At 73.7% G+C, this 23,608-nt stretch carries 17 protein-coding genes; 6 read left to right on the forward strand and 11 right to left on the reverse strand.

What is annotated here, in order from left to right:
• Nucleotides 1-83: 83 nt before the first annotated feature.
• The 5 genes from ORI94_RS29740 to ORI94_RS29760 all read left to right on the forward strand — a co-directional run bounded on the left by ORI94_RS29740 (nucleotide 84) and on the right by ORI94_RS29760 (nucleotide 5,553).
• Nucleotides 84-626: a single-stranded DNA-binding protein gene (locus tag ORI94_RS29740; protein WP_266081512.1), complete on the forward strand. Its 543-nt coding sequence runs from the start codon at nucleotides 84-86 to the stop codon at nucleotides 624-626.
• A gap of 333 nt (nucleotides 627-959) precedes the next feature.
• Nucleotides 960-2,330, forward strand: a complete 1,371-nt coding sequence (locus tag ORI94_RS29745) for a Cys-Gln thioester bond-forming surface protein (protein WP_266081433.1) — start codon at nucleotides 960-962, stop codon at nucleotides 2,328-2,330.
• A gap of 388 nt (nucleotides 2,331-2,718) precedes the next feature.
• Nucleotides 2,719-4,383, forward strand: coding sequence for an energy-dependent translational throttle protein EttA (gene ettA / locus ORI94_RS29750; protein WP_042175483.1), 1,665 nt, complete (start codon nucleotides 2,719-2,721; stop codon nucleotides 4,381-4,383).
• Between the two features lie 4 nt (nucleotides 4,384-4,387).
• Entirely contained in the window at nucleotides 4,388-4,840 is a 453-nt protein-coding gene (locus tag ORI94_RS29755; protein ID WP_266081436.1) for an acyl-CoA thioesterase, read from the forward strand.
• Nucleotides 4,837-5,553: a hypothetical protein gene (locus tag ORI94_RS29760; RefSeq protein WP_266081438.1), complete on the forward strand. Its 717-nt coding sequence runs from the start codon at nucleotides 4,837-4,839 to the stop codon at nucleotides 5,551-5,553. Before ORI94_RS29755 ends, ORI94_RS29760 begins: the two co-directional genes overlap by 4 nt.
• Nucleotides 5,554-5,644: 91 nt before the next feature.
• Here ORI94_RS29760 and ORI94_RS29765 read toward each other — a convergent pair whose 3' ends face one another.
• Nucleotides 5,645-6,049 (reverse strand): globin, encoded by a 405-nt coding sequence (locus ORI94_RS29765; RefSeq protein ID WP_266081441.1) that lies wholly within the window; start codon nucleotides 6,047-6,049, stop codon nucleotides 5,645-5,647.
• 119 nt (nucleotides 6,050-6,168) lie between these two features.
• Here ORI94_RS29765 and ORI94_RS29770 point away from each other — a divergent pair, with 119 nt between their 5' ends.
• A complete protein-coding gene (locus ORI94_RS29770) occupies nucleotides 6,169-7,164 on the forward strand; it encodes a methyltransferase domain-containing protein (RefSeq protein WP_266081443.1) in 996 nt (331 codons plus the stop codon).
• Between the two features lie 22 nt (nucleotides 7,165-7,186).
• Here ORI94_RS29770 and ORI94_RS29775 read toward each other — a convergent pair whose 3' ends face one another.
• The 10 genes from ORI94_RS29775 to ORI94_RS29820 all read right to left on the reverse strand — a co-directional run bounded on the left by ORI94_RS29775 (nucleotide 7,187) and on the right by ORI94_RS29820 (nucleotide 23,352).
• Nucleotides 7,187-8,812 (reverse strand): FHA domain-containing protein, encoded by a 1,626-nt coding sequence (locus tag ORI94_RS29775; protein ID WP_266081445.1) that lies wholly within the window; start codon nucleotides 8,810-8,812, stop codon nucleotides 7,187-7,189.
• 81 nt (nucleotides 8,813-8,893) lie between these two features.
• Entirely contained in the window at nucleotides 8,894-10,264 is a 1,371-nt protein-coding gene (locus ORI94_RS29780) for a vWA domain-containing protein (RefSeq protein WP_266081447.1), read from the reverse strand.
• Nucleotides 10,265-10,414: 150 nt separating this feature from the next.
• Nucleotides 10,415-11,992, reverse strand: a complete 1,578-nt coding sequence (locus tag ORI94_RS29785) for a PP2C family serine/threonine-protein phosphatase (protein ID WP_266081449.1) — start codon at nucleotides 11,990-11,992, stop codon at nucleotides 10,415-10,417.
• Between the two features lie 3 nt (nucleotides 11,993-11,995).
• The gene (locus ORI94_RS29790) at nucleotides 11,996-14,893 is read right to left on the reverse strand and encodes a tetratricopeptide repeat protein (RefSeq protein ID WP_416237926.1); all 2,898 of its coding nucleotides are present in this window, start codon (nucleotides 14,891-14,893) and stop codon (nucleotides 11,996-11,998) included.
• Nucleotides 14,894-15,158: 265 nt separating this feature from the next.
• Nucleotides 15,159-16,505: a hypothetical protein gene (locus tag ORI94_RS29795; RefSeq protein WP_266081451.1), complete on the reverse strand. Its 1,347-nt coding sequence runs from the start codon at nucleotides 16,503-16,505 to the stop codon at nucleotides 15,159-15,161.
• A gap of 142 nt (nucleotides 16,506-16,647) precedes the next feature.
• A complete protein-coding gene (locus ORI94_RS29800) occupies nucleotides 16,648-17,712 on the reverse strand; it encodes a glutamate ABC transporter substrate-binding protein (RefSeq protein WP_266081453.1) in 1,065 nt (354 codons plus the stop codon).
• A gap of 17 nt (nucleotides 17,713-17,729) precedes the next feature.
• On the reverse strand, nucleotides 17,730-19,208 hold the full coding sequence (locus ORI94_RS29805) for a hypothetical protein (protein ID WP_266081455.1): 1,479 nt from the start codon (nucleotides 19,206-19,208) through the stop codon (nucleotides 17,730-17,732).
• A gap of 610 nt (nucleotides 19,209-19,818) precedes the next feature.
• Nucleotides 19,819-20,835 carry an N-acetylglucosamine kinase gene (locus ORI94_RS29810; RefSeq protein ID WP_266081457.1) on the reverse strand — a complete coding sequence of 339 codons (1,017 nt, stop codon included), beginning with the start codon at nucleotides 20,833-20,835 and terminating at the stop codon, nucleotides 19,819-19,821.
• Nucleotides 20,826-22,091 carry a 6-phospho-beta-glucosidase gene (locus ORI94_RS29815; RefSeq protein WP_266081459.1) on the reverse strand — a complete coding sequence of 422 codons (1,266 nt, stop codon included), beginning with the start codon at nucleotides 22,089-22,091 and terminating at the stop codon, nucleotides 20,826-20,828. The genes ORI94_RS29810 and ORI94_RS29815 overlap by 10 nt, the downstream gene beginning before the upstream one ends.
• A gap of 175 nt (nucleotides 22,092-22,266) precedes the next feature.
• A complete protein-coding gene (locus ORI94_RS29820; protein WP_266081461.1) occupies nucleotides 22,267-23,352 on the reverse strand; it encodes a mechanosensitive ion channel family protein in 1,086 nt (361 codons plus the stop codon).
• Between the last annotated feature and the right edge of the window lie 256 nt (nucleotides 23,353-23,608).

The raw sequence follows: 23,608 nt of genomic DNA on the forward strand, positions 1-23,608 counted from the left end.
TGATGCGCAGCCGTACGGGACGGTCCCGTACGCGTATCCGCACGGCGGCCGGCGGCGGTGTCCGGGCGGGAGAGGCAGGCGCGATGAACGAGACGATGATCTGCGCGGTGGGCAACGTGGCGACGCAGCCGGTCTTCCGGGAGACGGCGTCCGGACCGGTGGCGAGGTTCCGGATGGCGGTCACGTCGCGGTACTGGAACCGGGACAAGGCCGTGTGGGCGGACGGACACACCAACTTCTTCACGGTGTGGGCCAACCGCCAGCTCGCCACCAACACCACGGCCTCGCTGTCGGTGGGCGAACCCGTGATCGTGCAGGGACGGCTGAAGGTGCGTACGGAGACACGCGAGGGGCAGCAGGGCCGTACCTCGGCGGACATCGACGCGGTGGCGATCGGCCACGACCTGACCCGGGGCACGGCCGCCTTCCGCCGCACGGGCCGCCCGGACCGGCAACAGGCCTCCCCGGAGCGGCCGGAGCCCACGTGGGAGACCAGGCCGCCGGACGAGGCGGGTGAGGGGGCAGCAGCCGAGGCAGTCGAACGGGCGGAAGCGGCAGGTGTGTCCGAGGAGCCCGGGCCCGCCACCGCCGCCCAGCAGGCTCTGGAAACAGCCATGGTGACGTGATGTCACCGGTGCGGCCCTCGGCAGCGGAGCCGGCCGAAGTGCGGCCTATCGTCCCATCCGTGCCGAACGATCCCGAGTTGATTTGTCGACAAGCCCTGCTCGTCTGCGCCTCGGCGATAACGATTCCACGTCGGATCAGGCCTCCGGCCTGATCACCGGCAGGCGCGGTTCGCCGCGTACTTAGGATGCCGGGCATGGCTCCCGGGGTTCTCGGGGCCGGTGATTCTGCTGGTGGGACCCGTTCCCCACGTCAACGGGTGCCGCTCGGAAGGGAAATCGGTGTTTGCTGCGTCCTCTGGGTTCTCGGCGTTGTCCGCACGCGGGTCCGGTCCGGTGAGACGTCTCGCCGCCGGGACGCTGGTGTCCGGGTTCGTCGCCGCCGGCGTACTGGCCGGCGCCGGGGCGGCGGCCGCAGACGACGGGACGACGCGCGGTGAGGGCGGAGCGTCCGCGACCGTGGACGGCCTGAAGACGTACGGCGCGGCCGTGATCCGCAGCGCCGCCGGGAACCAGCAGGTGTCGGCGGGGCTGTTCGAGATGTCCGTCGAGGGCGGCGGCATGCTCCAGACGTACTGCGTCGACATCCACACCCCCACGCAGACGGACGCCGAGTACCACGAGACCGCCTGGAGCGGCACCTCGCTGGGCGCCAACGAGGACGCCGGCAGGATCCACTGGATCCTGCGGAACTCCTACCCCCAGGTGAACGACCTCGCGGCGCTCGCCGACCGGGCGGGCGTCCGGGGCGAGCTGACCGAGCAGGACGCGGCGGCCGGCACGCAGGTGGCGATCTGGCGCCACTCCGACGACGTGGACGTGGACGCCGTCGACCCGCAGGCGGAGCAGCTCGCGGACTACCTGGAGAAGAACGCGCGCAACCGGCCGGAGCCGAAGGCGTCGCTGGCCCTGGATCCGCCGGCCGTCTCCGGACGCCCCGGCGAGCTGCTGGGCCCGGTGACGGTACGTACGGACGCGGGCAGCGTGACGGTGTCGCCGCCGGCGGACGCCACCACGAGCGGGGTCCGGATCCTGGACGCGGACGGTCTGCCGGTCACCACCGCGGTGGACGGCACCGAGGTCTTCTTCGAGATACCCGAGGACGCGCCGGCGGACACGGTCCAGCTGACCGCGCAGGCCTCGACCACGGTGCCGGTCGGCCGGGCGTTCGCCTCCGAGAGCCGCAGCCAGACGCAGATCCTGGCCGGCTCCAGCATCTCGACGGTCTCCGCGACGGCGAGCGCGACCTGGGCGGAGCAGGGCGCGATACCGGCGATGTCCGCCCGGAAGAACTGCGCCGAGGGCGGCGTCGACATCATCACCACCAACCAGGACGACGAGCCCTTCACCTTCGAACTCGCCGAGCGCGAGTACACCGTGGAGCCGGGCGCCACCCGCACGGTGACGGTCCCGGTGGCCGAGGACCGGACGTACGACTTCACGGTCCGGGGGGCGGACGGCTTCGAGAAGCGGTTCACCGGCATGCTCGACTGCCGGACCAAGGCCGCCGAGACCGGCGTCGACGTCCACACCCTCAGCGGCCCCACCCCCACCCCCGTGGTGGTCGGTTCCGGCGACGTCAACCTCGCCGACACCGGCGCCACCGGCGCGGCCCCCTGGATCGTCGGCACCGCCATCACCCTGGTCGTCCTCGGCGGAACGGCCCTGGTCGTCACCCGCCAGCGCGAGGCGGGACGCGGCAACTGACCGGCACCGGCGAAAACCGCCGGCCGGACCGGGACGTACAGGAGGGTGAAACGGTGGGCATCACGCTCACCCGCGGTCAGGCGTTCGTGCTGTCGGGCCGGCTCCACCCGGTGATGTTCCAGTGCGGCGGCCCGGAGGGGACCGGGCGTGACCGAGCCGCCCGGTCACCGGTCCACGCGAGTTCGCGGACGCCGGACAGGACGCCGAGCGAGGACGGCTGACGCACGCGATCGACGCGTCCGCCGGTCGGAGACGGGTGTCTGCCGGTGGCATCCGTGAACCCCCAGGTCACAACCCCCGGACCGAACGCGTTTCGTTCCAGGGTGGCGGTGCGGCAAGATGGGGTGTATCTGCCCACTGCCAGTTTCAAGCTGCCGGACGGTTTCTCTTGGCTGAGTTCATTTACACCATGCGCAAGGCGCGCAAAGCGCACGGCGACAAGGTGATCCTCGACGATGTCACCCTGAGCTTCTACCCCGGGGCGAAGATCGGTGTCGTCGGTCCGAACGGTGCCGGTAAGTCGACCGTTCTGAAGATCATGGCGGGGCTGGAGCAGCCGTCCAACGGCGATGCCTTCCTCACCCCCGGTTACACCGTGGGCATCCTGCTCCAGGAGCCCCCGCTGACCGAGGACAAGACCGTCCTGGAGAACGTCCAGGAGGGTGTGGCCGAGGTCAAGGGCAAGCTCGACCGGTTCAACGAGATCGCCGAGCAGATGGCGACCGAGTACACCGACGCGCTCATGGACGAGATGGGCAAGCTGCAGGAGCAGCTCGACCACGCCAACGCCTGGGACCTCGACGCCCAGCTCGAGCAGGCCATGGACGCCCTGGGCTGCCCGCCCGGCGACTGGCCCGTCGCCAACCTCTCCGGTGGTGAGAAGCGCCGCGTCGCGCTCTGCAAGCTGCTGCTCGAGGCGCCCGACCTGCTGCTCCTCGACGAGCCCACCAACCACCTCGACGCCGAGTCGGTGAACTGGCTCGAGCAGCACCTCGCCAAGTACGAGGGAACCGTCGTCGCCGTCACCCACGACCGGTACTTCCTGGACAACGTCGCCGGGTGGATCTGCGAGGTCGACCGCGGCCGCCTGCACGGCTACGAGGGCAACTACTCCAAGTACCTCGAGACCAAGGCCGCCCGCCTCAAGGTCGAGGGCGCCAAGGACGTGAAGCGGCAGAAGCGCCTCAAGGACGAGCTCGAGTGGGTCCGCTCCAACGCCAAGGGACGCCAGGCCAAGTCCAAGGCCCGTCTCGCCCGGTACGAGGAGATGGCCGCCGAGGCCGACAAGATGCGGAAGCTGGACTTCGAGGAGATCCAGATCCCGCCGGGTCCGCGGCTGGGCAGCATCGTCGTCGAGGTGAACAACCTCAGCAAGGGCTTCGGCGAGAAGGTCCTCATCGACGACCTCTCCTTCACGCTGCCGCGCAACGGGATCGTCGGTGTCATCGGTCCGAACGGCGCGGGCAAGACCACGCTGTTCAAGATGATCCAGGGCCTCGAGGAGCCCGACTCCGGGTCGGTCAAGGTCGGCGACACCGTCAAGATCTCCTACGTGGACCAGACCCGCGCCAACATCGACCCCAAGAAGACGCTGTGGGCGGTCGTGTCGGACGAACTCGACTACATCAACGTCGGCCAGGTCGAGATGCCCTCGCGGGCGTACGTCTCCGCCTTCGGCTTCAAGGGACCGGACCAGCAGAAGCCCGCCGGTGTCCTCTCCGGCGGTGAGCGCAACCGGCTGAACCTCGCGCTCACCCTCAAGCAGGGCGGCAACCTGCTGCTCCTCGACGAGCCCACCAACGACCTCGACGTCGAGACCCTCAGCAGTCTGGAGAACGCGCTGCTGGAGTTCCCCGGGTGCGCCGTGGTCATCTCCCACGACCGGTGGTTCCTGGACCGCGTCGCCACCCACATCCTCGCCTACGAGGGCGAGTCCAAGTGGTTCTGGTTCGAGGGCAACTTCGAGTCGTACGAGAAGAACAAGATCGAGCGGCTCGGACCGGACGCCGCGCGCCCGCACCGCGCCACCTACAAGAAGCTGACCCGGGGCTGATCTCTTGCGGCACATCTACCGCTGCCCGCTGCGCTGGGCGGACATGGACGCGTACGGCCACGTCAACAACGTGGTCTTCCTCCGGTATCTGGAGGAGGCCCGTATCGACTTCCTGTTCCGCCCGGACAAGGACTTCCAGCAGGGGTCCGTGGTGGCGCGCCACGAGATCGACTACAAGCGGCAGCTCGTCCACCGGCACGCGCCCGTGGACATCGAGCTGTGGGTCACGGAGGTACGGGCCGCGTCCTTCACCCTCACCTACGAGGTGAAGGACGGCGACCAGGTCTACGTCCGCGCGTCCACGGTGATCGTGCCGTTCGACTTCGAGGCGCAGCGTCCGCGCCGCATCACCCGCGAGGAGCGGGAGTTCCTCCAGGAGTACACGGACGACGACGGCGGCGGCGGCAGGAGTGAGGCCGCCGACGACGCCGATCAGGAGGAGGCCGTCGCGGCATGACGGTGCTCCACCTCGCCGACGGGAGGGAGGCGGCGGACCTCGTGGCCTTCCTTTCCCGGCTGCTCCACTACGACCGTGGGGCCGCGGTGCGCCTCCAGGCGTCGGGCACCGCCCTCGCGGTGTTCGGCCGGCCGCCCTCCTTCGAGGTGCTGGCCGTCCGCGCGGTACGGCTGGCCAAGCCGTACGAGGACGGTCCGGAGGCCACCCTGGACGTGACCGTGTCCGCCGGTGAACTGCTGGAATCGGTGGACGAGGCCGCTGCCACCGCCGCCGTGCCGGGCGCGGTGACCGGGCCGCCGTGGGCCGGGGTGCTGCCCCCGCGCAAGGGCTGGCAGGCGGCCGAACCGGGGCTGCCCGCACCGGAGGCCCTGCGAGCGCTCGTCGCCGCCGCGGTCGCCGAGTTCAAGACGCGGACGGGAGAGCTGGCGCCCCAGTCGCGTACCCGGACCGAACTCGACCGGATCGGGCGGGAGATCTGGTCCCGTACGGTCGCCCGGACCGACCTCCCGGTGCGGGCCGTGCACGCGGCCCAGTCGCTGGGATTCCTGCGGGCGCCAGCGGCAGCGGGCCCGCCCGCCGGTACGGCCGGCGGTTCCGGTGAGCCGGTGCTGCTGCTCGTCTCGGGGCCCTGGCTCCGGCTGCGGACGCCGTACGGGTCCATCGCCCTGCGGCGGGCGGGTACGGGCGGGGGGCTGGGGCTCAGCGTGCGCTGAACCTCCGAGCGGTTGAATCCCGAGGCGTGGAACCCCGGAGCGTGGAGCCCCGGAGCGTTGAACCCCGGAGGAGTCCGGTCCGGAGGGTGGCTCAGCCCGGGGTGTTGATCATCGAGGCCGCCGCGTACGTCAGGTACTTCCACAGCGTCTCGTCATGTTCCTCGGACAGGCCGAGCTCGTCGAGGGCGACGCGCATGTGCTTCAGCCAGGCGTCGTGCGCGGCCCGGTCGACCTTGAACGGCACGTGCCGCATCCGCAGCCGCGGATGCCCCCGGTTCTGGCTGTACGTGGTCGGACCGCCCCAGTACTGGATCAGGAACAGCGTGAACCGCTCCTCGGCCGGGCCGAGGTCCTCCTCCGGGTACATGGGACGCAGCAACGGGTCCTCGGCCACGCCCTCGTAGAAACGGTGGACGAGCCGGCGGAAGGTCTCCTCCCCGCCGACCTGCTCGTAGAACGTCTGCTCCTGAAGCGTGCCGCGCCGAATCTCTGTCACCCCCCCATCGTCTCAGACGGGGCGGCATAGGCCTCAAGGCCTAGGTCCCGCCTTCCGGCCCTTTGGTCCCGGGCCGGCACCGGGCCCCGCCCCCGGCCCGGTGCTCGTACTGTGGAGGCATGGGTGGGCACACTGCTCAGCAGGACCCCGACGACCTCGCCGGTGCGGCGCGGGCGGCGCTGGTGCGTGAGATCGACGCGAGCGGGGCGTTCGACGCCGACCCGGTGTGGCGGGAGGCGTTCGCGGCCGTCCCGCGCCATCTGTTCGTGCCCTCCTACTACGTGGGCGCCGTCGGCGGCTACGAGCGGCGGTGGGGCGAGAGCAGCGACCCCCGGGCGCGCGAGACCTGGCTGCGCGGCGCGTACGAGGACGTCCCGCTGGCCACCCGGATGCGCGACGGTGAGCTGCTCTCCTCCAGCAGCCAGCCGTCCCTCATGGCGGTGATGCTCGTCGAACTGGGCGTCCGCGACGGCGACCGGGTCCTGGAGATCGGCACCGGCAGCGGCTACAACGCCGCCCTGCTCGCGCACCGGCTCGGGGACGACGACCTGGTCACCACCGTCGACCTCGACCCGGAGATCACCGAGTCGGCCCGCCGCCACCTGGACACCGCCGGCCACCACCCGGTGGTCGTCACCGGCGACGGCGCCCGCGGGGTGCCCGCCCGCGCCCCCTACGACCGGATCATCGTGACCTGCACGCTGCCGTCCGTGCCCGGGGCCTGGCTCGCCCAGTGCCGGCCCGGCGCCCGCGTCCTCGCCCCGTTCGCCACCGGCCTGGTCGCCCTCACCGTGCACGGCCCGACACACGCCGAGGGCCGGTTCCTGCACACGCCCGCCTACTTCGTACCGCTGCGCGGCGCGAACCGGTCGCAGGGGGTGCCGGCCGACGCGAGAGAGCTGGCCGGCGTGCCGCGCCGGGCCAGGGAGCACGACCGGTTCCGGTTCCTGCTGGCCCTGACCGCGGGCAGCGTCGGGGCCCGGGAGGCGTACGAGGTGTGGCGGCAGGAGGGGAGGCCGCCGCGTGAACGCTACGGCCTCACGGTCGGCGAGGAGCACTGCTGGGCGTGGCTGGACGACCCAGGAGGGCCGCACCGCTGGGTGCTGCCCTCCTGATACGCGCGTACGTGCCGTGCGCTCAGCCGCGGCGGATGGTGATGGTCGTCCAGGCGCCCACGTGGACGCGGTCGCCGTCCTGGAGCGGGACCGGGACGAACGGCTGGATCGGTTCCTCCCCGCCGTTGACCGTCGTGCCGTTCGTCGAGTTCTGGTCCACGACCGCCCAGTTGCCGTCCGGCTGCTGCACCAGCACCGCGTGCTGGTGCGAGACGCCCGGGTCCTCCGGCGGCGTCGACAGGTCGATGTCGGGGGTGTCACCGGTGGAGTGGCGCCGACGGCCGATCGTGAGCTGGTTCCCGGTGAGGGTGCGCTGCTGCTCGGGCGAGTACGCGGGCAGGTTCAGACCCGTGGCCTCGGGGCCGGAGCGATGCATCATCGCCATGAAGTAGTCACGGTCCGGACCGATCGTCGCGGTCCAGGTCACCGGGCCCCGGGGCTGCTGCGGGAAGCCGCCGGGGCCGCCGGGCGGTGCCTGGGTCGCACCGGGCTGCGGGTAGCCGTAGCCGCCGTGCCGGTCCTGCCCGTGCTGGTCGGGGCCGCCGGGCGGTGCCTGGGTCGCACCGGGTTGCGGGTAGCCGTAGCCGCCGTGCCGGTCCTGCCCGTGCCGGTCCTGCCCGTGCCGGTCCTGCCCGTGCTGGTCGGGGCCGCCGGGCGGTGCCTGGGTCGCGCCGGGTTGCGGGTAGCCGTAGCCGCCGTGCCGGTCCTGCCCGTGCCGGCCGGGGCCGTTCGGACCGCCCTGGCCGCCGCCGGGGCCGCCGGACGGCGGGGAGATGACCCAGTCGTCGTCCCCGCCGAAGGCGGGACCGCCCTGCTGCGGCGGCCGACCGGTCTCCTGCGGGAACCCGGGCGGGGCAGGCGGACCGGACCGGTACGCCTGCGGACCACCGGGACCGTTCGGGCCACCGGGGCCACCAGGACCGTTCGGGCCTCCATATCCGCCCTGGCCACCCGGACCGCTCGGTCCGTCGTGCGGACCGGGGCCACCGGGGCCGTTCGGTCCACCGGGTCCACCGGGTCCACCGGGTCCACCGGGGCCTCCGGGTCCACCGGGGCCTCCGTATCCGCCCGGGCCGGGCGGTGGCGGTACCGGACGTGAGGGATCACCACCGAAGCCGGACGGGCCCTGCGGGATCGGCTCGGCCGGCCGGTTCACCTGGGACGGACGGGAGCCCTGGTAGTCGTAGGAGTCACCGCCGTTGCCACCGCCGTACGACGGCCGGGGCGGGGGCGGCTGCTGGTACCCTCCGTGACCACCCTGGCCACCGGGGCCGGGTCCGCCCGGGCCGGGTCCACCGGGGCCGGGCCCGGCGGGGCGCGGGGCGGCAGGGGTGTACGAGGTCGCCGTGTTCGTCAGGAAGTTCCACCGGCACTCCTCGCAGAACGGCGCGGCGCCCTCACGGGGCGTGCGGCACTGCGGGCACAGCTCGGCTCCGCCACCGGGACCGTTCGGTCCTCCGGGGCCTCCAGGGCCCCCGTAGCGGCCCTGGCCGCCGGGACCACCCTGACCGCCGGGGGGAGGGAACCCGTAGCCACCGCCGGGCGGCGGCGGAGGAGGGGGCGGCGGCACGGACCCCGCCATGCGGTGGCCGCACACCTCGCACCAGTCCTCGGAACCCGACTGGTGTCCGTTCGGGCAGGTCGGCATGTCGGCGCTTCCCCCTCTCCTTGTCCGGTCGCTTCCGACCGAAGTTCTCCGGCCCATGGGCCAGGCTCGTTCAGTTCAGTTTCACTTCTTTACACGAACAGTCTTGGTGGACCGGGTTTCGAGTGTCATCTCGTCGGCCTCCTCGACCCTCGCTTTCAGTCGCACAGTACCGGTCGCGGCGTCGACGACGTCCACCACCTTCGCAAGCAGTTTCGCAGTATCGGCGTTGCCGGAGACACCCGCGAGCTGAACGGCCCGGCCCAGTTTGGACGTTGCTCCGTCGAAATCGCCCGCCTTGCGCAGGTCGAGCCCCTGTTGGATGACGTGCGCCAGTTCGGCCTGCCCGGTGTAGTGGGCGACCTGGGGGTTGATCGACGTCGAGGCGGCCACGTCGTCCGTCCACACGGCGCGTACGAGACCCTGCGCGCCGAGCTCGTGGACACCGTCCGCGCCGCTGCCGGCCGAGGCGCCGGAGGGCCGCGGGACGACGAGCGAGAGCCGGGCGGCGAGCATCTCCCGCCCCACGTCGGCGGCCGGGACCTCCACGCAGACGTGGTAGTCACGGGACTCGTCGCCCCAGGAACCCAGCGGGTAGTCGCCCGCGCGAGGGCCGGCCCCGGTACGTCGCCCGGTCACGTCCTCGACCGTCGGCGCGACCTGCCTGACGAACTTCACCGTCGCGCCCAGCGGGGTCCACAGGCGCAGGACGACGTCCGCGACCTCCTTGCCCATCGCCGTCTCCATCATCCGCGTGAAGTCGTCGGAGAGTCCGGCCGGGTCGGCGACGATGTCGGCGCTGCCGAGGAGGCCGGAAGCGATCGCTGTGACTTCTTTCACTTCCCAGTCGGTGCCCACGCCGCGGGCGTCGCAGGTGAAGCGTCCGGCGCACCCCTGGAGGGCCGCCTTCAGGTCCTCGGGCGACTCGTGCTCGTTGCGCCCGTCGGTGAGCAGGATGCCGTGCCGGATCGCCACGTCCGCCGACGCGAGCAGCCGGTCGGCCAGCTTCAGCCAGGTGCCGATGGCGGTGCCCCCGCCCGCGCTCAGCGTGCGCAGCGCCCGCTTGGCCTGCTCGCGGGTGGCGGCGTCGGCCACCGCGAGCCGCCCGGCGCCGGGATAGACCTCCTTCGCCCCGTGCGTCCCGCCGACCACCGCGAAGTGCACGCCGTCGCGCAGGGCGTCGATCGCGGCGGCCGTGGCGTCGCGGGCGTTGCGCATCTTGGCCGGCGGACAGTCCATCGAGCCGGAGCAGTCGACCATGAGCACCACGGCCGCCGACGGCCCCTCCCCGGGCGTGTGGAGGTGGGGGGCCGCCACCGCGCTGCCGACGGTGCCGCCGCCGGTCGCGGTCACCGTGACGATGGCGTTGACCTCGCGGCCGCCCTCCGGCAGGTACTCGTTCTGGTAGACGTCCACCGAGAACCGCGGCACGTTCGACTTCGCGAAATTGGCCATGCCTGTTTCTCTCCCCCTGGAGAGCCCCGACGAACGGGGCGACGACAGAAGACAGAAGGCGGACCGGTCCCCTCCGGTTCGCCTGTGCCGGTCCGCAGCTCTCCCGCGGTTTCCCTGTACTTCCCCGTCAAGGGCCTGCCGTACGCGGCCTCAGGCCGATCCTGCCCCCTGCGGCACGGCCGGGAACGGGACGAGTGCCACTGTTACGTTGTCGTGGCCCCCGCCGTCGAGGGCGTGACCGACCAGGACCCGCGCGCCGTGCAGCGGGCGGCCGGCCGCGTCGGCGGGGACGGCCCTGGCCATCTCCTCGGCCGACTCCGCGTAGTTCCACAGCCCGTCCGTGCAGACCACGACCACTCCGGGCCGGTCCGGTTTGAACGAGGCGGTGTGCGGATCGAGTTCGTACGCGTCGGCGCCGAGCCAGCCGGTGATCGCGTGGGCGCGCTGGTCCGCGTACGCCTCGGCCTCGCCCATCAGGCCCGCGGCGACCATCTGCGCGGCCCACGAGTCGTCCTCGGTGAGCCGGGCAGGGGGCGCGGCGCGGTCCACCGGGACCCAGTAGACGCGGCTGTCGCCGACCCAGCCGACGACCAGCAGACCGTCCGTCACCACGGCGCCGACGAAGGTACAGGCCGGGGCGTTCTGGTGAGGGGCGCGCTCCCGCTCCGTCTCGGGCTCGTCGGCCAGCGCGTTGACCGCCTCCGACGCGGCGATGATCGCCTCGTGCATCGCCTGCTGCGGGTGCGTGCCGCGCGGCAGGGCCGCGAGCAGCGCCTCGCTCGCCGCCCGGGACGCGGCCAGCGAGGCGTCGTCGGGCCGGGTCGCGGAGGAGACGCCGTCGCAGACGATCGCGACGGAGGCGGGGGAGCCGTCGGGCAGCGTGGTGGTGCCGATGCCGAAGGCGTCCTCGTTGCGGTGGTGGCGCAGACCGCGGTCGCTGACCGCGGCCAGCGGGCCGCATTCCTGTTCCATGTGGTCCCGTTCGCGTGGCTGGGCGTGGCCGCAGTTCTCGCAGTAGCCGTCGTCGTCCACCCTGCCCGCACGACAGGCCACGCACACGCCCCCGCGGGGCACTGTCGAACCCTGCTCGCCTTCCAGCTCGGCGGCCACGCGCGGGTCCGGGGCCTGGAGCGGGTACTCCTCGGGCCCGGCCGCAGGCTCGGCGACCGGCTGGGCCGGGCGGTCGAAGCGCACGCCGGAGGGGCGGGGAGACCCGGCGGGGGGCGCCGGGGGCGCCGGGGGCGCCGGGGGTGTCGGGGGCTCGGGTGGGGGCGGAGGCACGGGTGCGGAGCGCTGGGGGTGGGGATGGGGGTGAGGGTGAGGGTGAGGACGGGGGCCGCCGGTCAGCGGCAGGCCGCTCGAGTCGGTGCCCGCCAGGTCCGCGGGCCGGTGCGTCGGGGCGGACACGCCGGAACTGTCCGGGCAGACGGTGGGCCAGTCCGGCCCGGCCGGCGGCGGTACCGGCGCCGACCGGGCCGCCGGGGGCGCGGCCGGAGGCCGGGGCACCCCGCGCTCCGCCGGACCCGGCGACGGCACCGAGCCGTTCCCGGGGGCCCAGGGGGCCCCGGGGTTCCCTGGGCTCATGGCGATCGTCGGATGATCCGTCGGCGGTGCCGGGACGGCCGACAGGTCGTATCCGCACGCACCGCAGAAACGGTCACCCGACTCGAGGGGTTCCTCACAGCTCGGGCACTTCGACAGGGCGGCCTGCTGGGGCATCTGCGACATCAACTACACCCACGTCCGGGGGCGGTAACGGTTGGCACGTTCCACCAGGTCGATCCTCTCCTCACCGCTCCGCGCCAGCCGGGCCAGCGTGCGGTACGAACGCTCGAGTCCGAAGCGCAGGTCCCGCTCGTCCAGTCCGTTGCCGAGCAGTGTCCGTCCCCCGGCGGTGGCCCGCCGCCCCCGTCCCGGCGGAAGCGGAAGCGGAGACGGAACGGAACCCTGGCCCCCGGAGAGTACCCAGTCGAGCGCGCAGCCGAGGACCTCGACCGCCAACTGCTCCCGGCGCGCCGGGTCCAGACCGTACGAATCCAGTGCCTCGACCTGGCCCGCCGCGGCACTCAGGTCGTCGAGGAACGGTACGCCACCCGCGGTCGCGGCCGTCCCCTGCAGCCGGGCGCGTACGGCCGCCACCCGCGCGGCCGTGTAGTGGATCGAGGACTCCGGCACCGACTCCAGCGTCCGTACGGCACCCCGCCGGTCGCCGGTGGCGAGCCGCACCCGGGCCAGGCCGAACGCCGCGCTCACATGGCTCGGATCGGTGGACCACACCAGACGGTAGTACTCGGCCGCGTTGTCGAGCTGGCCCAGGACCTCGGCGCACAGGCCGAGCGCCAGCTTCGGCGCGATCTCGCCGGGGAAGGCGTCGTAGATCGCGTCGAAGGCGAGCGCGGCGCCCTCGTGGTCGCCGGTCACCAGGGCGGCGACCCCGCGGTGCCAGACCACCCGCCAGTCGTCGGGGTCCCGCTCCTCCAGGGTCCGCAGTGTGGCCAGCGCGAGGTCCGGCCGGCCGGTCTCCAGCCAGGCGCGGACCTGCCGCAGCCGGGTCTCGGCAGACGGCGCGGGCGCCGCGGCCAGGGCGTTGACCAGCTCGGCGGGTGCGGAGGCCGGCAGACCCGCGAGGAAACCGGCGTTGGGGTCGGCCGGGTCGACGTGGGGGAGGGGCAGCGCGAGCGCCGCCGCGGCGGTGTCGACGGGCCGGACGAGACCGCCCGGGGCGGTGCCCGAAGAGGCCCCCGGGGAGACGGAGACGCCCGGGGCGCCGGGCTGTCCGCCCGCCGCGCCCCCGCCCGGTCCTCCGGGGAACTGCTGGCGCCGTGCGCCCCGCGTCAGACGCTTCGGCCGGCCGCGTCCCGGCCCTCCTCGGAGCACCGCCCGTGCCCCCAGCCGGGACACGTCGCCGTACGCCCGGGGGAACAGCTCGGTGTCCGTCACCCGCAGCTCCGGGCCGAACAGGGTCGACAGGGCGGGGCGGGCGTGGCCCGACCGGACCGAGACGACCTCGCGCAGGACACCGGTGAGCTGCTCGGCCATCTCCTGCGCGGAGGCGAACCGGCGGGCCGGGTCGGGGTCGGTGGCGCGCACCAGCAGCCGGTAGAACGACTCGTACCGGCGGAAGACGTCGATGTGGTCCGGGTCGGGCAGCGAGTCCGCGTAGACGGTCGTGTAGCCCTGGAAGTCGAACGTGAGGACGGCGAGCGTCCGGGCGACCGTGTACAGGTCGGAGGCGACCGAGGGGCCGGCCTCGGCGACCTCCGGGGCCTGGTAGCCGACCGTGCCGTAGATGGCCGACCGGTCGTCGTCCGCCCGGCGCACCGCGCCCATGTCGATCAGCTTCAGTTCGTCCTCGGTCTGGATCGCGTTGTCGACCTTGAAGTCGCAGTACAGCAGGTTGCGGGAGTGCAGGTGCCCCAGCGCCTCGAGCGCCTCGATGCCGTACGCGCACGCCTGCTCCACCGGCAGCGGGTCCCGCCTGCCGTCCGGTGTGCGGCGGCCGTTGGCGATGTCCTTGAGGGCCTTGCCCCCGACGTACTCCATGACGATGTAGCCGTCCAGCGAACCGGTTCGCTGGTCGAGGTGCTCCACGAAGTTGTAGATCCGCACGATGTTGGCGTGCTCGATCTCCGCGAGGAAGCGCCGCTCGGAGATCGCCGCCTCCATCGCGTCGTGGTCGCCCGTGTCCAGCAGGCCCTTGAGGACCACCCAGCGGTCCGAGACCGCCCGGTCCACGGCGAGGTAGATCCAGCCCAGGCCACCGTGCGCCAGACAGCCGACCACCTCGTACTGGCCGTGCACCACGTCACCGGCCCGCAGTTTCGGGACGAACGAGTACGGGTGGCCGCACTTGGTGCAGAACCCCTCCGTGCGGCCCGGCCGGCCCGCCCGCGCACGGCCCACCTGGGCTCCGCAGTCGGAACGGGAGCAGAAACGCTTGCGCTCCGGCACCTCGGGGGTGTCCAGGACCATCGCGCGCGGGTCGGGCCGGGGGATCGGCGGGACCTGGACCAGCCCCGCGCCCAGCCGGCCCCGGCCGGAGGAACCGCCGGCGGACCCGGAGCCGCGCACCGACACCGAGCGCTCGGCTCTCCCGCCCGCAACCGAGCGGGAGAGCCGCCCGGACACCGAACGCCGTGACTTCGCCGACTGCGACGACCTGCCGGACGACGTACGCGAACCGCGGCTGCCGGCACGGGAACTGCCGACCGAGCCTCGCGAGCCCGCTGAGCTTTGTGGGCGCGCCGGGCCTCCCAAGCCCGCAGAACCTTGCAGGCCTGCCGGACCTGCCGGGCCTGCCGGGCCTGCCGGGCCTGCCGAATCCGCCGGGCCTGCCGAATCCGCCGGGTCCGCCGAATCCGCCGGGTCCGCCGAATCCGCCGGGTCCGCCAGGCCTGGTGAGCGCGCAGAGCCTGCCGAGCCCGCAGCGCCGTGCGTACCGCGGAAGCCGGGTGAGTCGCGTGAGTCGCGTGAACCGCGCGGCTCCCGGCCACCCGTGGCGACGCCGGTCGGGACCGAGCCGATCGCGCCTCCCCCGAGCTCTCGGCCGTGCTCGAGCAGGGGAGACCCCGACAGGGGGGACCCCGGTGACGACACGACCGGGGCGAGCCCGCAGGTGCCGCAGTACAGCTCGCCGCCGCCGACGTCCTCGTAGGCGCCCTGGCAGCCGGGACGCTGACAGGGACGGGGCGCGGCGGCGGCCAGCGGCGCCCGCGCCTGCTGCCCCCCGGCCCCGTTCCCGTTCCCGTCCTGCTCCCCGGTCCCGTTCCGCCCGCCGGTTCCGCTCCGTTCCCCGGAGCCACCGTCGGGCTGTCCCCGGGACTGCCCCCGGGGCCGGCCCTGGTGGTGCGTCCGGTCCTCCGCCTGACTCATGCGCCTGCCTCCCCCTGGTCGCTCATGCGCCGGACCCCCCGCGCTCCTCGGGCGCGTCCGGGCCCGGCGGGCCGGGCACCCGGGGCTGTGTCGTGCCGAGGAGTTCGGCGGCGGCGTGCTGGTAACGCAGCACCGCCTCCTCGGCGACCCGCAGGTCGCAGGGCGCGCTCCACAGCATGCGGCGCGCCTTCTCGTACCGCTCGGCCAGCACGGTGTCCTCCGCGAGGCCGTGCCGGGCCACCTTCGCCCTGTACGCGTCGAGCCGGCCGCGCAGCTCGGCGCGGATCGCCAGCGGTGCGGTGACCGCGCTCAACGACTCGCGGGCGCGCACCAGTTCGTCCTCCGCCTTCTGCTCCAGGGAATCCAGGAGCGGGGACAGCCGGTGCCACTGGGCGTGCCTGCGGTACTCGGCGGCCGTCGACAGCTGCTCCTGCAGCGCGGTCGGCGGGCCGCTGACGACCGGCACCTCCGTCGCCGCGATCTTCGCGAGCACCTCGCCGCGCGCCGTGCGGGCCTCGGCGAGCGTGCGGTCGGCGCGCGAGAGGACGTCCCGCAGCCGCACGATCCGCTTCTCGGAGTCCTGGCGGACCGCGAGTACCGCGTCGATCTCGCGGCGCACCTCCTCCAGGGCGCGCGCCTCGCGGTCGTACACCGTCGTGTCCGGCCGGCCGCCACCCGGCGCCGAACTGCCCTCCAGGGGCTTCCAGAAGGCCAGCGGGTCGGAGATCACCTGCTCGCGCAGCCGGGTCAGGGAGCGGGTGATCCGCTCCAGGTCGTCGCCCGCCGGATGCTCTCCGGGGCGGACGCCCACGGGGTGGGCGAGCCTGCGGGTGCGCTGGAGCTCGGCGGCCAGTAAGTCGATCCGGGCGGGCAGCGCCGACCACACCGCGTCCGCGGCGACGACCATGTCCAGCGAGGACGCGTACAGCTCGTTCATCAACTCGACCAGCGCGGCCAGCGAGTAGCGCTCGCTGAGGCGGCCCGCGCGGCCGTGGGGCGTCGGCGCGTTCGCGGTGGCGGCGGCCGGGCCCGGGAGCGTGACGCACTCGCCGCGCAGCAGCTCCGTCAGCTCCACGAGGTCGTCGTGGCTGGACCAGCGGCGCCGGGCGCGGATCTCGCGGGCGGTGCGCAACGCGCCGGAGTACGCGTCGAAGTACGTCCACAGCAGCGTGATCGACGCCTCGGTGGCCTGCCAGCGTTCCGCGGTACGGCCGGTGAGGCGGGCACCCTCCAGGAGTCTGCGGCCCGCGTGGTCCTGGAGGGCGAGGAGCGAGGTCTCGACCGCCTCGTGCTCCGCGCCGAGCCGCGCGAGCGCACGGTCCACCTCGTCCCGGTCCATCACCGGCCCGGTGGGATCCGTGTCGCCCATCGATCACCTCTCGCTGCGGGACGGTCGTTGACGTTCGTGAGTCGTTCTGCGTTCTGTGTCGCGTTCTGCGTTCTGCGTTCTGTGTTCTGCTTTGTGCGTTCTGCGGGGTTCCGCGGGACGGGGGGGAGTGACGGTCGATCGATCAGCTCACACGCAGGTACTCCGGTGCCGGCGGTTCGGAACTCCCCGGATCCTTGCCCAGAGTCTTCGACAGCCAACGTTCGTACGAGGCATGCCATCCGCCCGTGGTGTCCTCGCGGAAGTCCACCAGGATCCGGTTGACCCGGCGGACCAGGTCGTCCGCGTCCTTCCGCATCGCCACGCCGTAGTACTCGGTCGTGAAGGAGTCGCCCTTGAGCTCGACCGTCGGGTCCTGCGCGGCCTGGCTCGCGGCGAGCGCGGCGTCGGTGACGACCGCGTCGACCCTGCCGAGCTGCAGTCGTACCAGGCAGTCGAGCTGGTTGGGGACGGTGGTGCGGATGTCGACGGACCGCGGGAGGACCCCTCTCGCCCTGTCCTCCTCCAGCGTCGTGAACGCGGTGGAGCCGGCCGCCGTGCAGACCTTCCGGTCCGCGAGCGTGGGGCCGTACCCCTCGACCGGGGACTCCTTCTGGGCCAGCACCTGCTGTCCGGTCCTGAAGTACGGGGCGGAGAACGCCACGTCCCCGATGCGGTCGCAGGCGATCGTCATGGTGCGGACCACCATGTCGACCCGGCCGCTCTCGACCGCCGGGATGCGCTGGTCGGTGGGGATCGCCTTGAACTGGACCGCGTTCCGGTCGCCGAGTATGTCCTCGGCGATGCGGTGCGCCAGGTCGATGTCGAAGCCCTCGAGGCCGGTGCTCCCGCGGCTGTTGGGGTCGCGGTAGCCCCAGCGGTAGCTGTTCTGGTCCACGCCGACCACCAGCTTGCGCTTCTCGCCCTTGCGGGCCTTGATCCGGTCGATCGTCGGGCCGTCGCCGCCGGAGGGGGCCAGGGTCTGCTTCTCCGGGTCGTCGCACTCCTCGGCCGCCCCGTCCGCCTTCACGCCCGCGGCGTCCGCCACGGCCCGTCCTGCGGCCCCCGGCTGCTTGCCGCCGGCCCGGGAGGAAGGCCCGGTGCTGGTCAGCACCAGCGCGAAGACCAGCGCGAGCGCGCAGAGGGCGGCCATCGCACCCACCCCGCCCCAGCCCCGCAGCCCGGCCCGCAGACGTCGTACGTTCCTCATCACGCCCCCTTTCGCTCTCACCGGTACTCCGACAGCCTGCGCCCGATGCCCAGCACCGCGCCCGCCGCGCCCAGCACGGCGAGGCCCGCGGCGCCCTGCGGGAGGCCCGTCAGGGCGTCCCGGCCGCCGGTGGCCGCTTCCTCGAACTCGCGCCTCTCGTGCGCCAGCGCCGTGGCCAGGCTCTCGTCGACGCCGGCGAAGCACTCGCCGGTCGTGCCCCTGTCGCCGATCACCAGGTCCAGCGCCTGCTGGTAGTTGCCGCTCTCGTCCTGCTCCCGGGCGGCGTCGTGGCGCTTCCTCCACTCGGTCATGTTGCTCACGGCGGCGGCCACCGGCTTCTCGCCGGCGCTGTCGTCCGCGAGTTCACCGGCCCGGGCCAGCCCCTCGTCGAGGGCGGCCATGTCACGCCGGAAGTCGTAGTCGTAGGCGTCGTACGTCTCGTCGCCGACCTTCCTCGTCTCGGCGCCGCGGGCCACCAGCGTCAGGTTCTCGTTGCCGCGGGCCTTCAGGGACGCGATCCGGGCGTCGTGCAGCACGCCGAGCGAGCGGACGCCGTGGTCGTAGGAGCCGTTCAGCCCCGAACGCGCGACGCTGTGACCGGCGACCAGCCAGAGCAGCACCACCGTCGCCGCCGCCGTGGCCGCGACCAGACCGTGGTTGAACACCCGGTGGGTCCGCAGGTACATGCGGCGCTGCGCCCAGGCGAGCGCGGCGAGGGCGACGGCACCGAGCGCGATCGCGGCCCACGGGTAGGGGGTCGCGTCCGCGTAGTCGGCGTCGAGGCGCCGGGACTCCTTCTCGTGGAGATCCTCCGCCGCCGGGAGCATCTCCTCCTGCATCTTCTCGTTCGCGTACCGCAGATAGGCGCCGCCCACGGGGTAGCCCTGCCGGTTGTACGTACGGGCGCGCTCCACCAGGCCCTTGTACTCGGGCAGCAGCCGGTTGAGCTCGGTGATCGTCGCCGCGGACGAGGAACCCGGGGCGGAATGGGCCGCGGCGCCCACGAGTTTGCCGGCGGCGGTGCGGATGCCCTTCTCGTAGCTGTCCCGGGAGGCGGCGGTCTCCTGACCGCCGGCCAGGAACCCGCTGGAGGCGGCGGTGTTGGCATCCGCGAGGGAGCGGTAGATGTCGGCGGCGTCCGAGGCGAGCGGCTCGCTGCTGGTGAGGACGTCGTCGGCCGCCGCGGCCCGGTCGGACACCTGCCAGGCGGCGACCGCGCCGAAGGCGACGACGAGGGCGGCCAGGACCGCGCCGATGATCCTGAGGCGGCCGGGCTCGGTGGTGGCGGCCTCGCGCAGCCGGACGGCGCCCTCGGCGAACGCCGTGCGGCGCGGCGCCTCCGGCTGCCGCCGGGCCGCGGGGAGCCGGGAGCCGCCGGGTTCCTGCCGCGAGGCCGGGGCGCCGTCCGGCCCGGACTGCGGGGGTACGGCGGGCGGGGGTGCGGCGGGCACGGCCGCACCCGGCGGCGCCGCGCCACCTCTCGGCGTATGGGTCACTTGACCTCCCCCCATGGTCATTCGTCCCCCGAGTATCGCCGCAGGAACCGACATATGCACCGGTCTTGGTGCGATCTTGATCCGGCGGCCCGGATACCACCGGCAATTCGGACACACGCGAGCGATCCGGACCGACCCCCCGCGCCACCCCCTGCCCACGAACACGCCGGGGGAATCCGCTTGGTTCCGGGCGGAGTTCGCGGTCGTCCGGGGCCGGATCCGGGGCGGTCCCGCTGTCTGCCGCAGGGCCCGTCCGGCGATCCGGGGGCTCCGGCGGGTCCCGGCGGAGCCGCCAACCCGACCGGCCGTCCGGCCCGCTTTCCGCGCCCGCCCGGTGGGGGTGGGAAGCGCCCGGTCGCCCTGCTTCCCCGAACCCCCGGTGGTTCGCGGCCCGGGCAGCCGACGGCGGTGCTCCTCCCGAGGGGAGGCCCGGGGCGTGGCGGTCGGCGAGGGCGAGTGCTGCCGGACGCCGGGTGCGGGATCCGGGCGCTCGCTGCCCGGGGGCCCCGAGGACTCCGAGGACTCCGAGGACTCCGAGGACCCGGGGGAGCCCGGGACGCCCCGCCCGTGCCTTCGGCGGGTGCCCCCGCTTCCGTCGGCCCCGTCGGAGCTACCGGCCCCCGCTCGGCTCACCCCCTCCGGCGGGCTTTCCCCGCCCCCGCTCGTAATGGGCCCGCAGCCGGTCCTGGGCGCTCGGTGGGGCCGTCAGGTGGTCCAGGCCCAGGAGGGCCGCGCCCAGGACCGGGGCCGCGGTGACGACCCGGGGGACGGCCCTGGGGGCCTGCTCGGCGAGCAGGGCGCGGATCCGGTCGTCCAGCCGGGGGTGCCGGGCGGCCAGGACGCTGCCGCCCAGCAGGACGGGTGTCTCCTCGGCGAGCAGCTCCAGGCGGGTCAGCGCCACGACGGCCATCGCCACCACCTCGTCGGCCTGCCGGTCGACGATCGCACCCGCGACCGGGTCGCCGCCCGCCGCCGTGGCGAAGAGCACCGGCGACAGCTCGTGGCGGCGCTCCGGCGCGAGGCGCCCCAGGTGCAGGGCCTCGACGAGGGCCGGCATGCCGGGGAGGCCGAAGTGCGCCGGGAGGGTGCCGGCCAGGGCGGTGGCGGCGCCGCGGCCGTCCTGGGCGCGGGCCGCGTGCCACAGGGCCTCCTCCGCCAGCGCCCAGCCGCCGCCCCAGTCGCCGGAGACGCGGCCGAGCGCCGGGAAGCGCGCGGTGCGGCCGTCCGGGCGCATGCCGACGCAGTTGATGCCCGCCCCGCACACGACGGCCACCCCGCGCGGTTCGGTGACTCCGGCGCGCAGGACGGCGAAGGTGTCGTTGCGGACCTCCACGGTGCCGCCCCAGCCGCGGGCCGCCAGAGCCGCCGTCAGCCGTTCCTCCTCGACGGGGAGGTCCGCGTTGGCCAGGCAGGCCGAGACGTGGGCGACGCCACAGGAACCGGCGGCGGCGAACGCGGCGGCGACGGTCTCCGCCAGGGCGTCCACGGCCGCCTCCACGCCGACGGAGGGCGGCCGGAACCCCCCGCCCCGCGCGGTGGCCAGGACCTCGCCGTCGTGGGCGACCACGGCGACGTCCGTCTTGCTGTTGCCGGCGTCGATGGCGAGGACGCCCGCGGTCAGGCCCATGCGAGGTGCTCCCGGTTGTGTGCGACGAGCCGGTCGGTGAGCTGCTCGGCGTACGCGTACTGGCCGATCAGGGGGTGGGCGAGCAGGGCGCGGAACACCCGCTCGCGGCCGCCGCGCAGGGCCGCGTCGAGCGCCAGCTCCTCGTAGGCGGTGACGTTCGCCATCAGTCCCGAGAAGAGGGGGTCCACGTGCGGGACGGGCAGCGGGCTCGCGCCCTTCGGTCCCACGGCCGCCTGCACCTCGATCACGGCGTCCTCGGGGAGGAACGGCAGCGTGGAGCCGTTGCGGGCGTTCACCACCTGGTACGGGCTGCCGGCGCCGCCCAGCAGGGCCGCCGCCAGGTCCACGGCCGCCTCGGAGTAGTAGGCGCCGCCGCGCTCGGCCAGCAGCGCCGGTTTCTCGTCGAGGGCGGGGTCGGCGTAGAGGGCGAGCAGCCGGCGCTCCATGCCGGCCACCTCGGCGGCCCGGGACGGCTTGGTGCGCAGCTCCCGTACGGCCTCGTCGTGCGCGTAGTAGTAGCGCAGGTAGTACGAGGGGACCACGCCCAGCCGGTCCAGGACGGCCCGGGGCAGCCGGAGGTCGGCGGCGATCGCGTCGCCGTGCTCGTGCAGCAGCGCGGGCAGGACGTCCTCGCCCCCGGGGCCGCCCCGGCGCACCGCGGTCTCCCAGGTGAGGTGGTTCAGGCCCACGTGGTCGAGGTGCAGGTCGGCGGGGCCGACGCCCAGACGCGCGGCGAACTTCCGCTGGAGCCCGATGGCGACGTTGCACAGCCCCACCGCCCGGTGCCCGGCCTCCAGCAGCGCCCGGGTGACGATGCCGACGGGGTTGGTGAAGTCGATGATCCAGGCGTCCGGGTTGGTGCGCCGGACCCGCTCGGCGATGTCCAGCACCACCGGGACGGTGCGCAGCGCCTTGGCGAGGCCGCCGGCACCGGTGGTCTCCTGGCCGACGCAGCCGCACTCCAGCGGCCAGGTCTCGTCCTGCTGCCTGGCCGCCTGCCCGCCCACCCGCAGCTGGAGCAGCACCGCGTCGGCGCCGTCCACGGCCGCGTCCAGGTCCGACGTGGTGACGATCCGCCCGCCGTGCCCCTGGCGCGCGAAGATCCGGCGGGCCAGACCGCCCACCAGCTCCAGCCGGTCCGCGGCCGGATCGACCAGCACCAGCTCCTGAACCGGCAGGGTGTCCCGCAACCGGGCGAACCCGTCGACGAGTTCGGGCGTGTAGGTCGAACCGCCGCCGACCACGGTGAGTTTCATGCCGTCAGACCTCTCAGCCCTCTGCTCCGGTGAGCGCGGCACCCCGGGCGGGCGCCTTCGGGGCCAAGAGGACCACGGGACGGGCGGTGTGCGGGAGGGCGGCGCCCGGAAGTTCCGGACGCCGCCCTCCAGCCAGGTTTCTCCCCGGCCCGGCCTCTCCCCGGGCCGCCGCCGGCTACTTCGTGATGTTCGGCGGGGTGATCGGCGACGCCGCGATGGACTGCGGCGAGATGCTGCTCGCGTAGGCGGACGGGGGCGCGACGGCCGCCGCCGGGTCGGGGCCCTCCATCTCCACCGGGGCCGTGGCGCCGCCGACGATGCGGATGCCGGCCGCGTCGAAGGCGCGCTTGATGCGCCAGCGCAGCTCCCGCTCCACGGTCAGGGACTTGCCGGGCATCGTCTTCGCCGAGACACGGACCACCATCGAGTCCAGCAGGACGGAGTCGAGGCCGAGGATCTCGATGGAGCTCCAGAGCAGCTCGTTCCAGGGGTCCTCCTTGGTCATCTTCTCGGCCACGGCGACGAGCGTGGACCTCACGTGGTCCAGGTCCTCGTCCGAGCGGACCGTGACGTCGACGTTGGCGGTCGCCCAGCCCTGGGAGAGGTTCCCGATGCGCTTGACCTCGCCGTTGCGGACGTACCAGATCTCGCCGTCGGCGCCGCGCAGCTTGGTCACCCGCAGGCCGACCTCGATGACCTCGCCGGTGGCGACGCCCGCGTCGACGGTGTCACCGACGCCGTACTGGTCCTCGAGGATCATGAACACGCCGGAGAGGAAGTCCGTCACCAGGTTGCGGGCGCCGAAACCGATCGCGACACCGGCGACACCGGCCGAGGCCAGCAGCGGGGCCAGGTTGATCTGGAAGGTGCCCAGGACCATCAGCGCGGCCGTGCCCATGATCATGAAGGACGCGACCGAGCGCAGCACCGAACCGATCGCCTGCGAGCGCTGGCGCCGCCGCTCGGCGTTGACCAGCAGCCCGCCGAGCCCGGGACCGTCCACGGCGTCGCCGGTCCGCGACATCCGGTCGATGAGCTTGGTGATCGCCCGCCGCACGACCACTCTCAGGACGGTCGCGATCACCACGATGAGCAGGACCCTGAGCCCGATCGCGAGCCAGGTGGACCAGTTCTCCTCCACCCAGCCGGCGGCGTTGGTGGCGCTCTCGTGGGCGTCCTCGAGCGTGGGCACCATCGGGGTCCCGGAATCCGAGGGGGTCGGGGACGGCTCCTCGGCCAGGGGGACGGCGGACAGGGACACGGCGGGTACCTCCAGGTGGCACGGTCTCCCCCCGGTGCGGCGGTCAGGGGTTCACGGACGTCGAGGTCTGCGCTGTCTTCGAGATCACGGAAAGGTCACCGGCGGGGCAGAATCACCACACTAACGGGGCATTGTGGGGGGACCTGCCCGATGCGTGAAGAAGAGACGGCCCTCACGCGCGAGGGGCGGTGCCCGCCCGGGCCGGAGGGCTTTCCGCCCACGCACCGGAGGGCGGTGTGGCCGAAAACACTTCCAG

The sequence above is a fragment of the Streptomyces sp. NEAU-W12 genome, from assembly GCF_026242095.1.
Taxonomy (GTDB): domain Bacteria; phylum Actinomycetota; class Actinomycetes; order Streptomycetales; family Streptomycetaceae; genus Streptomyces.

Coding starts and splice junctions, on each gene's coding strand:
- ORI94_RS29740 (WP_266081512.1), top strand. CDS start 84: ATGAACGAGACGATGATCTGCGCGGTGGGCAACGTGGCGACGCAGCCG.
- ORI94_RS29760 (WP_266081438.1), top strand. CDS start 4,837: ATGACGGTGCTCCACCTCGCCGACGGGAGGGAGGCGGCGGACCTCGTG.
- ORI94_RS29770 (WP_266081443.1), top strand. CDS start 6,169: ATGGGTGGGCACACTGCTCAGCAGGACCCCGACGACCTCGCCGGTGCG.
- ORI94_RS29775 (WP_266081445.1), bottom strand. CDS start 8,812: ATGCCGACCTGCCCGAACGGACACCAGTCGGGTTCCGAGGACTGGTGC.
- ORI94_RS29780 (WP_266081447.1), bottom strand. CDS start 10,264: ATGGCCAATTTCGCGAAGTCGAACGTGCCGCGGTTCTCGGTGGACGTC.
- ORI94_RS29785 (WP_266081449.1), bottom strand. CDS start 11,992: ATGTCGCAGATGCCCCAGCAGGCCGCCCTGTCGAAGTGCCCGAGCTGT.
- ORI94_RS29795 (WP_266081451.1), bottom strand. CDS start 16,505: ATGGGCGACACGGATCCCACCGGGCCGGTGATGGACCGGGACGAGGTG.
- ORI94_RS29800 (WP_266081453.1), bottom strand. CDS start 17,712: ATGAGGAACGTACGACGTCTGCGGGCCGGGCTGCGGGGCTGGGGCGGG.
- ORI94_RS29810 (WP_266081457.1), bottom strand. CDS start 20,835: ATGGGCCTGACCGCGGGCGTCCTCGCCATCGACGCCGGCAACAGCAAG.
- ORI94_RS29815 (WP_266081459.1), bottom strand. CDS start 22,091: ATGAAACTCACCGTGGTCGGCGGCGGTTCGACCTACACGCCCGAACTC.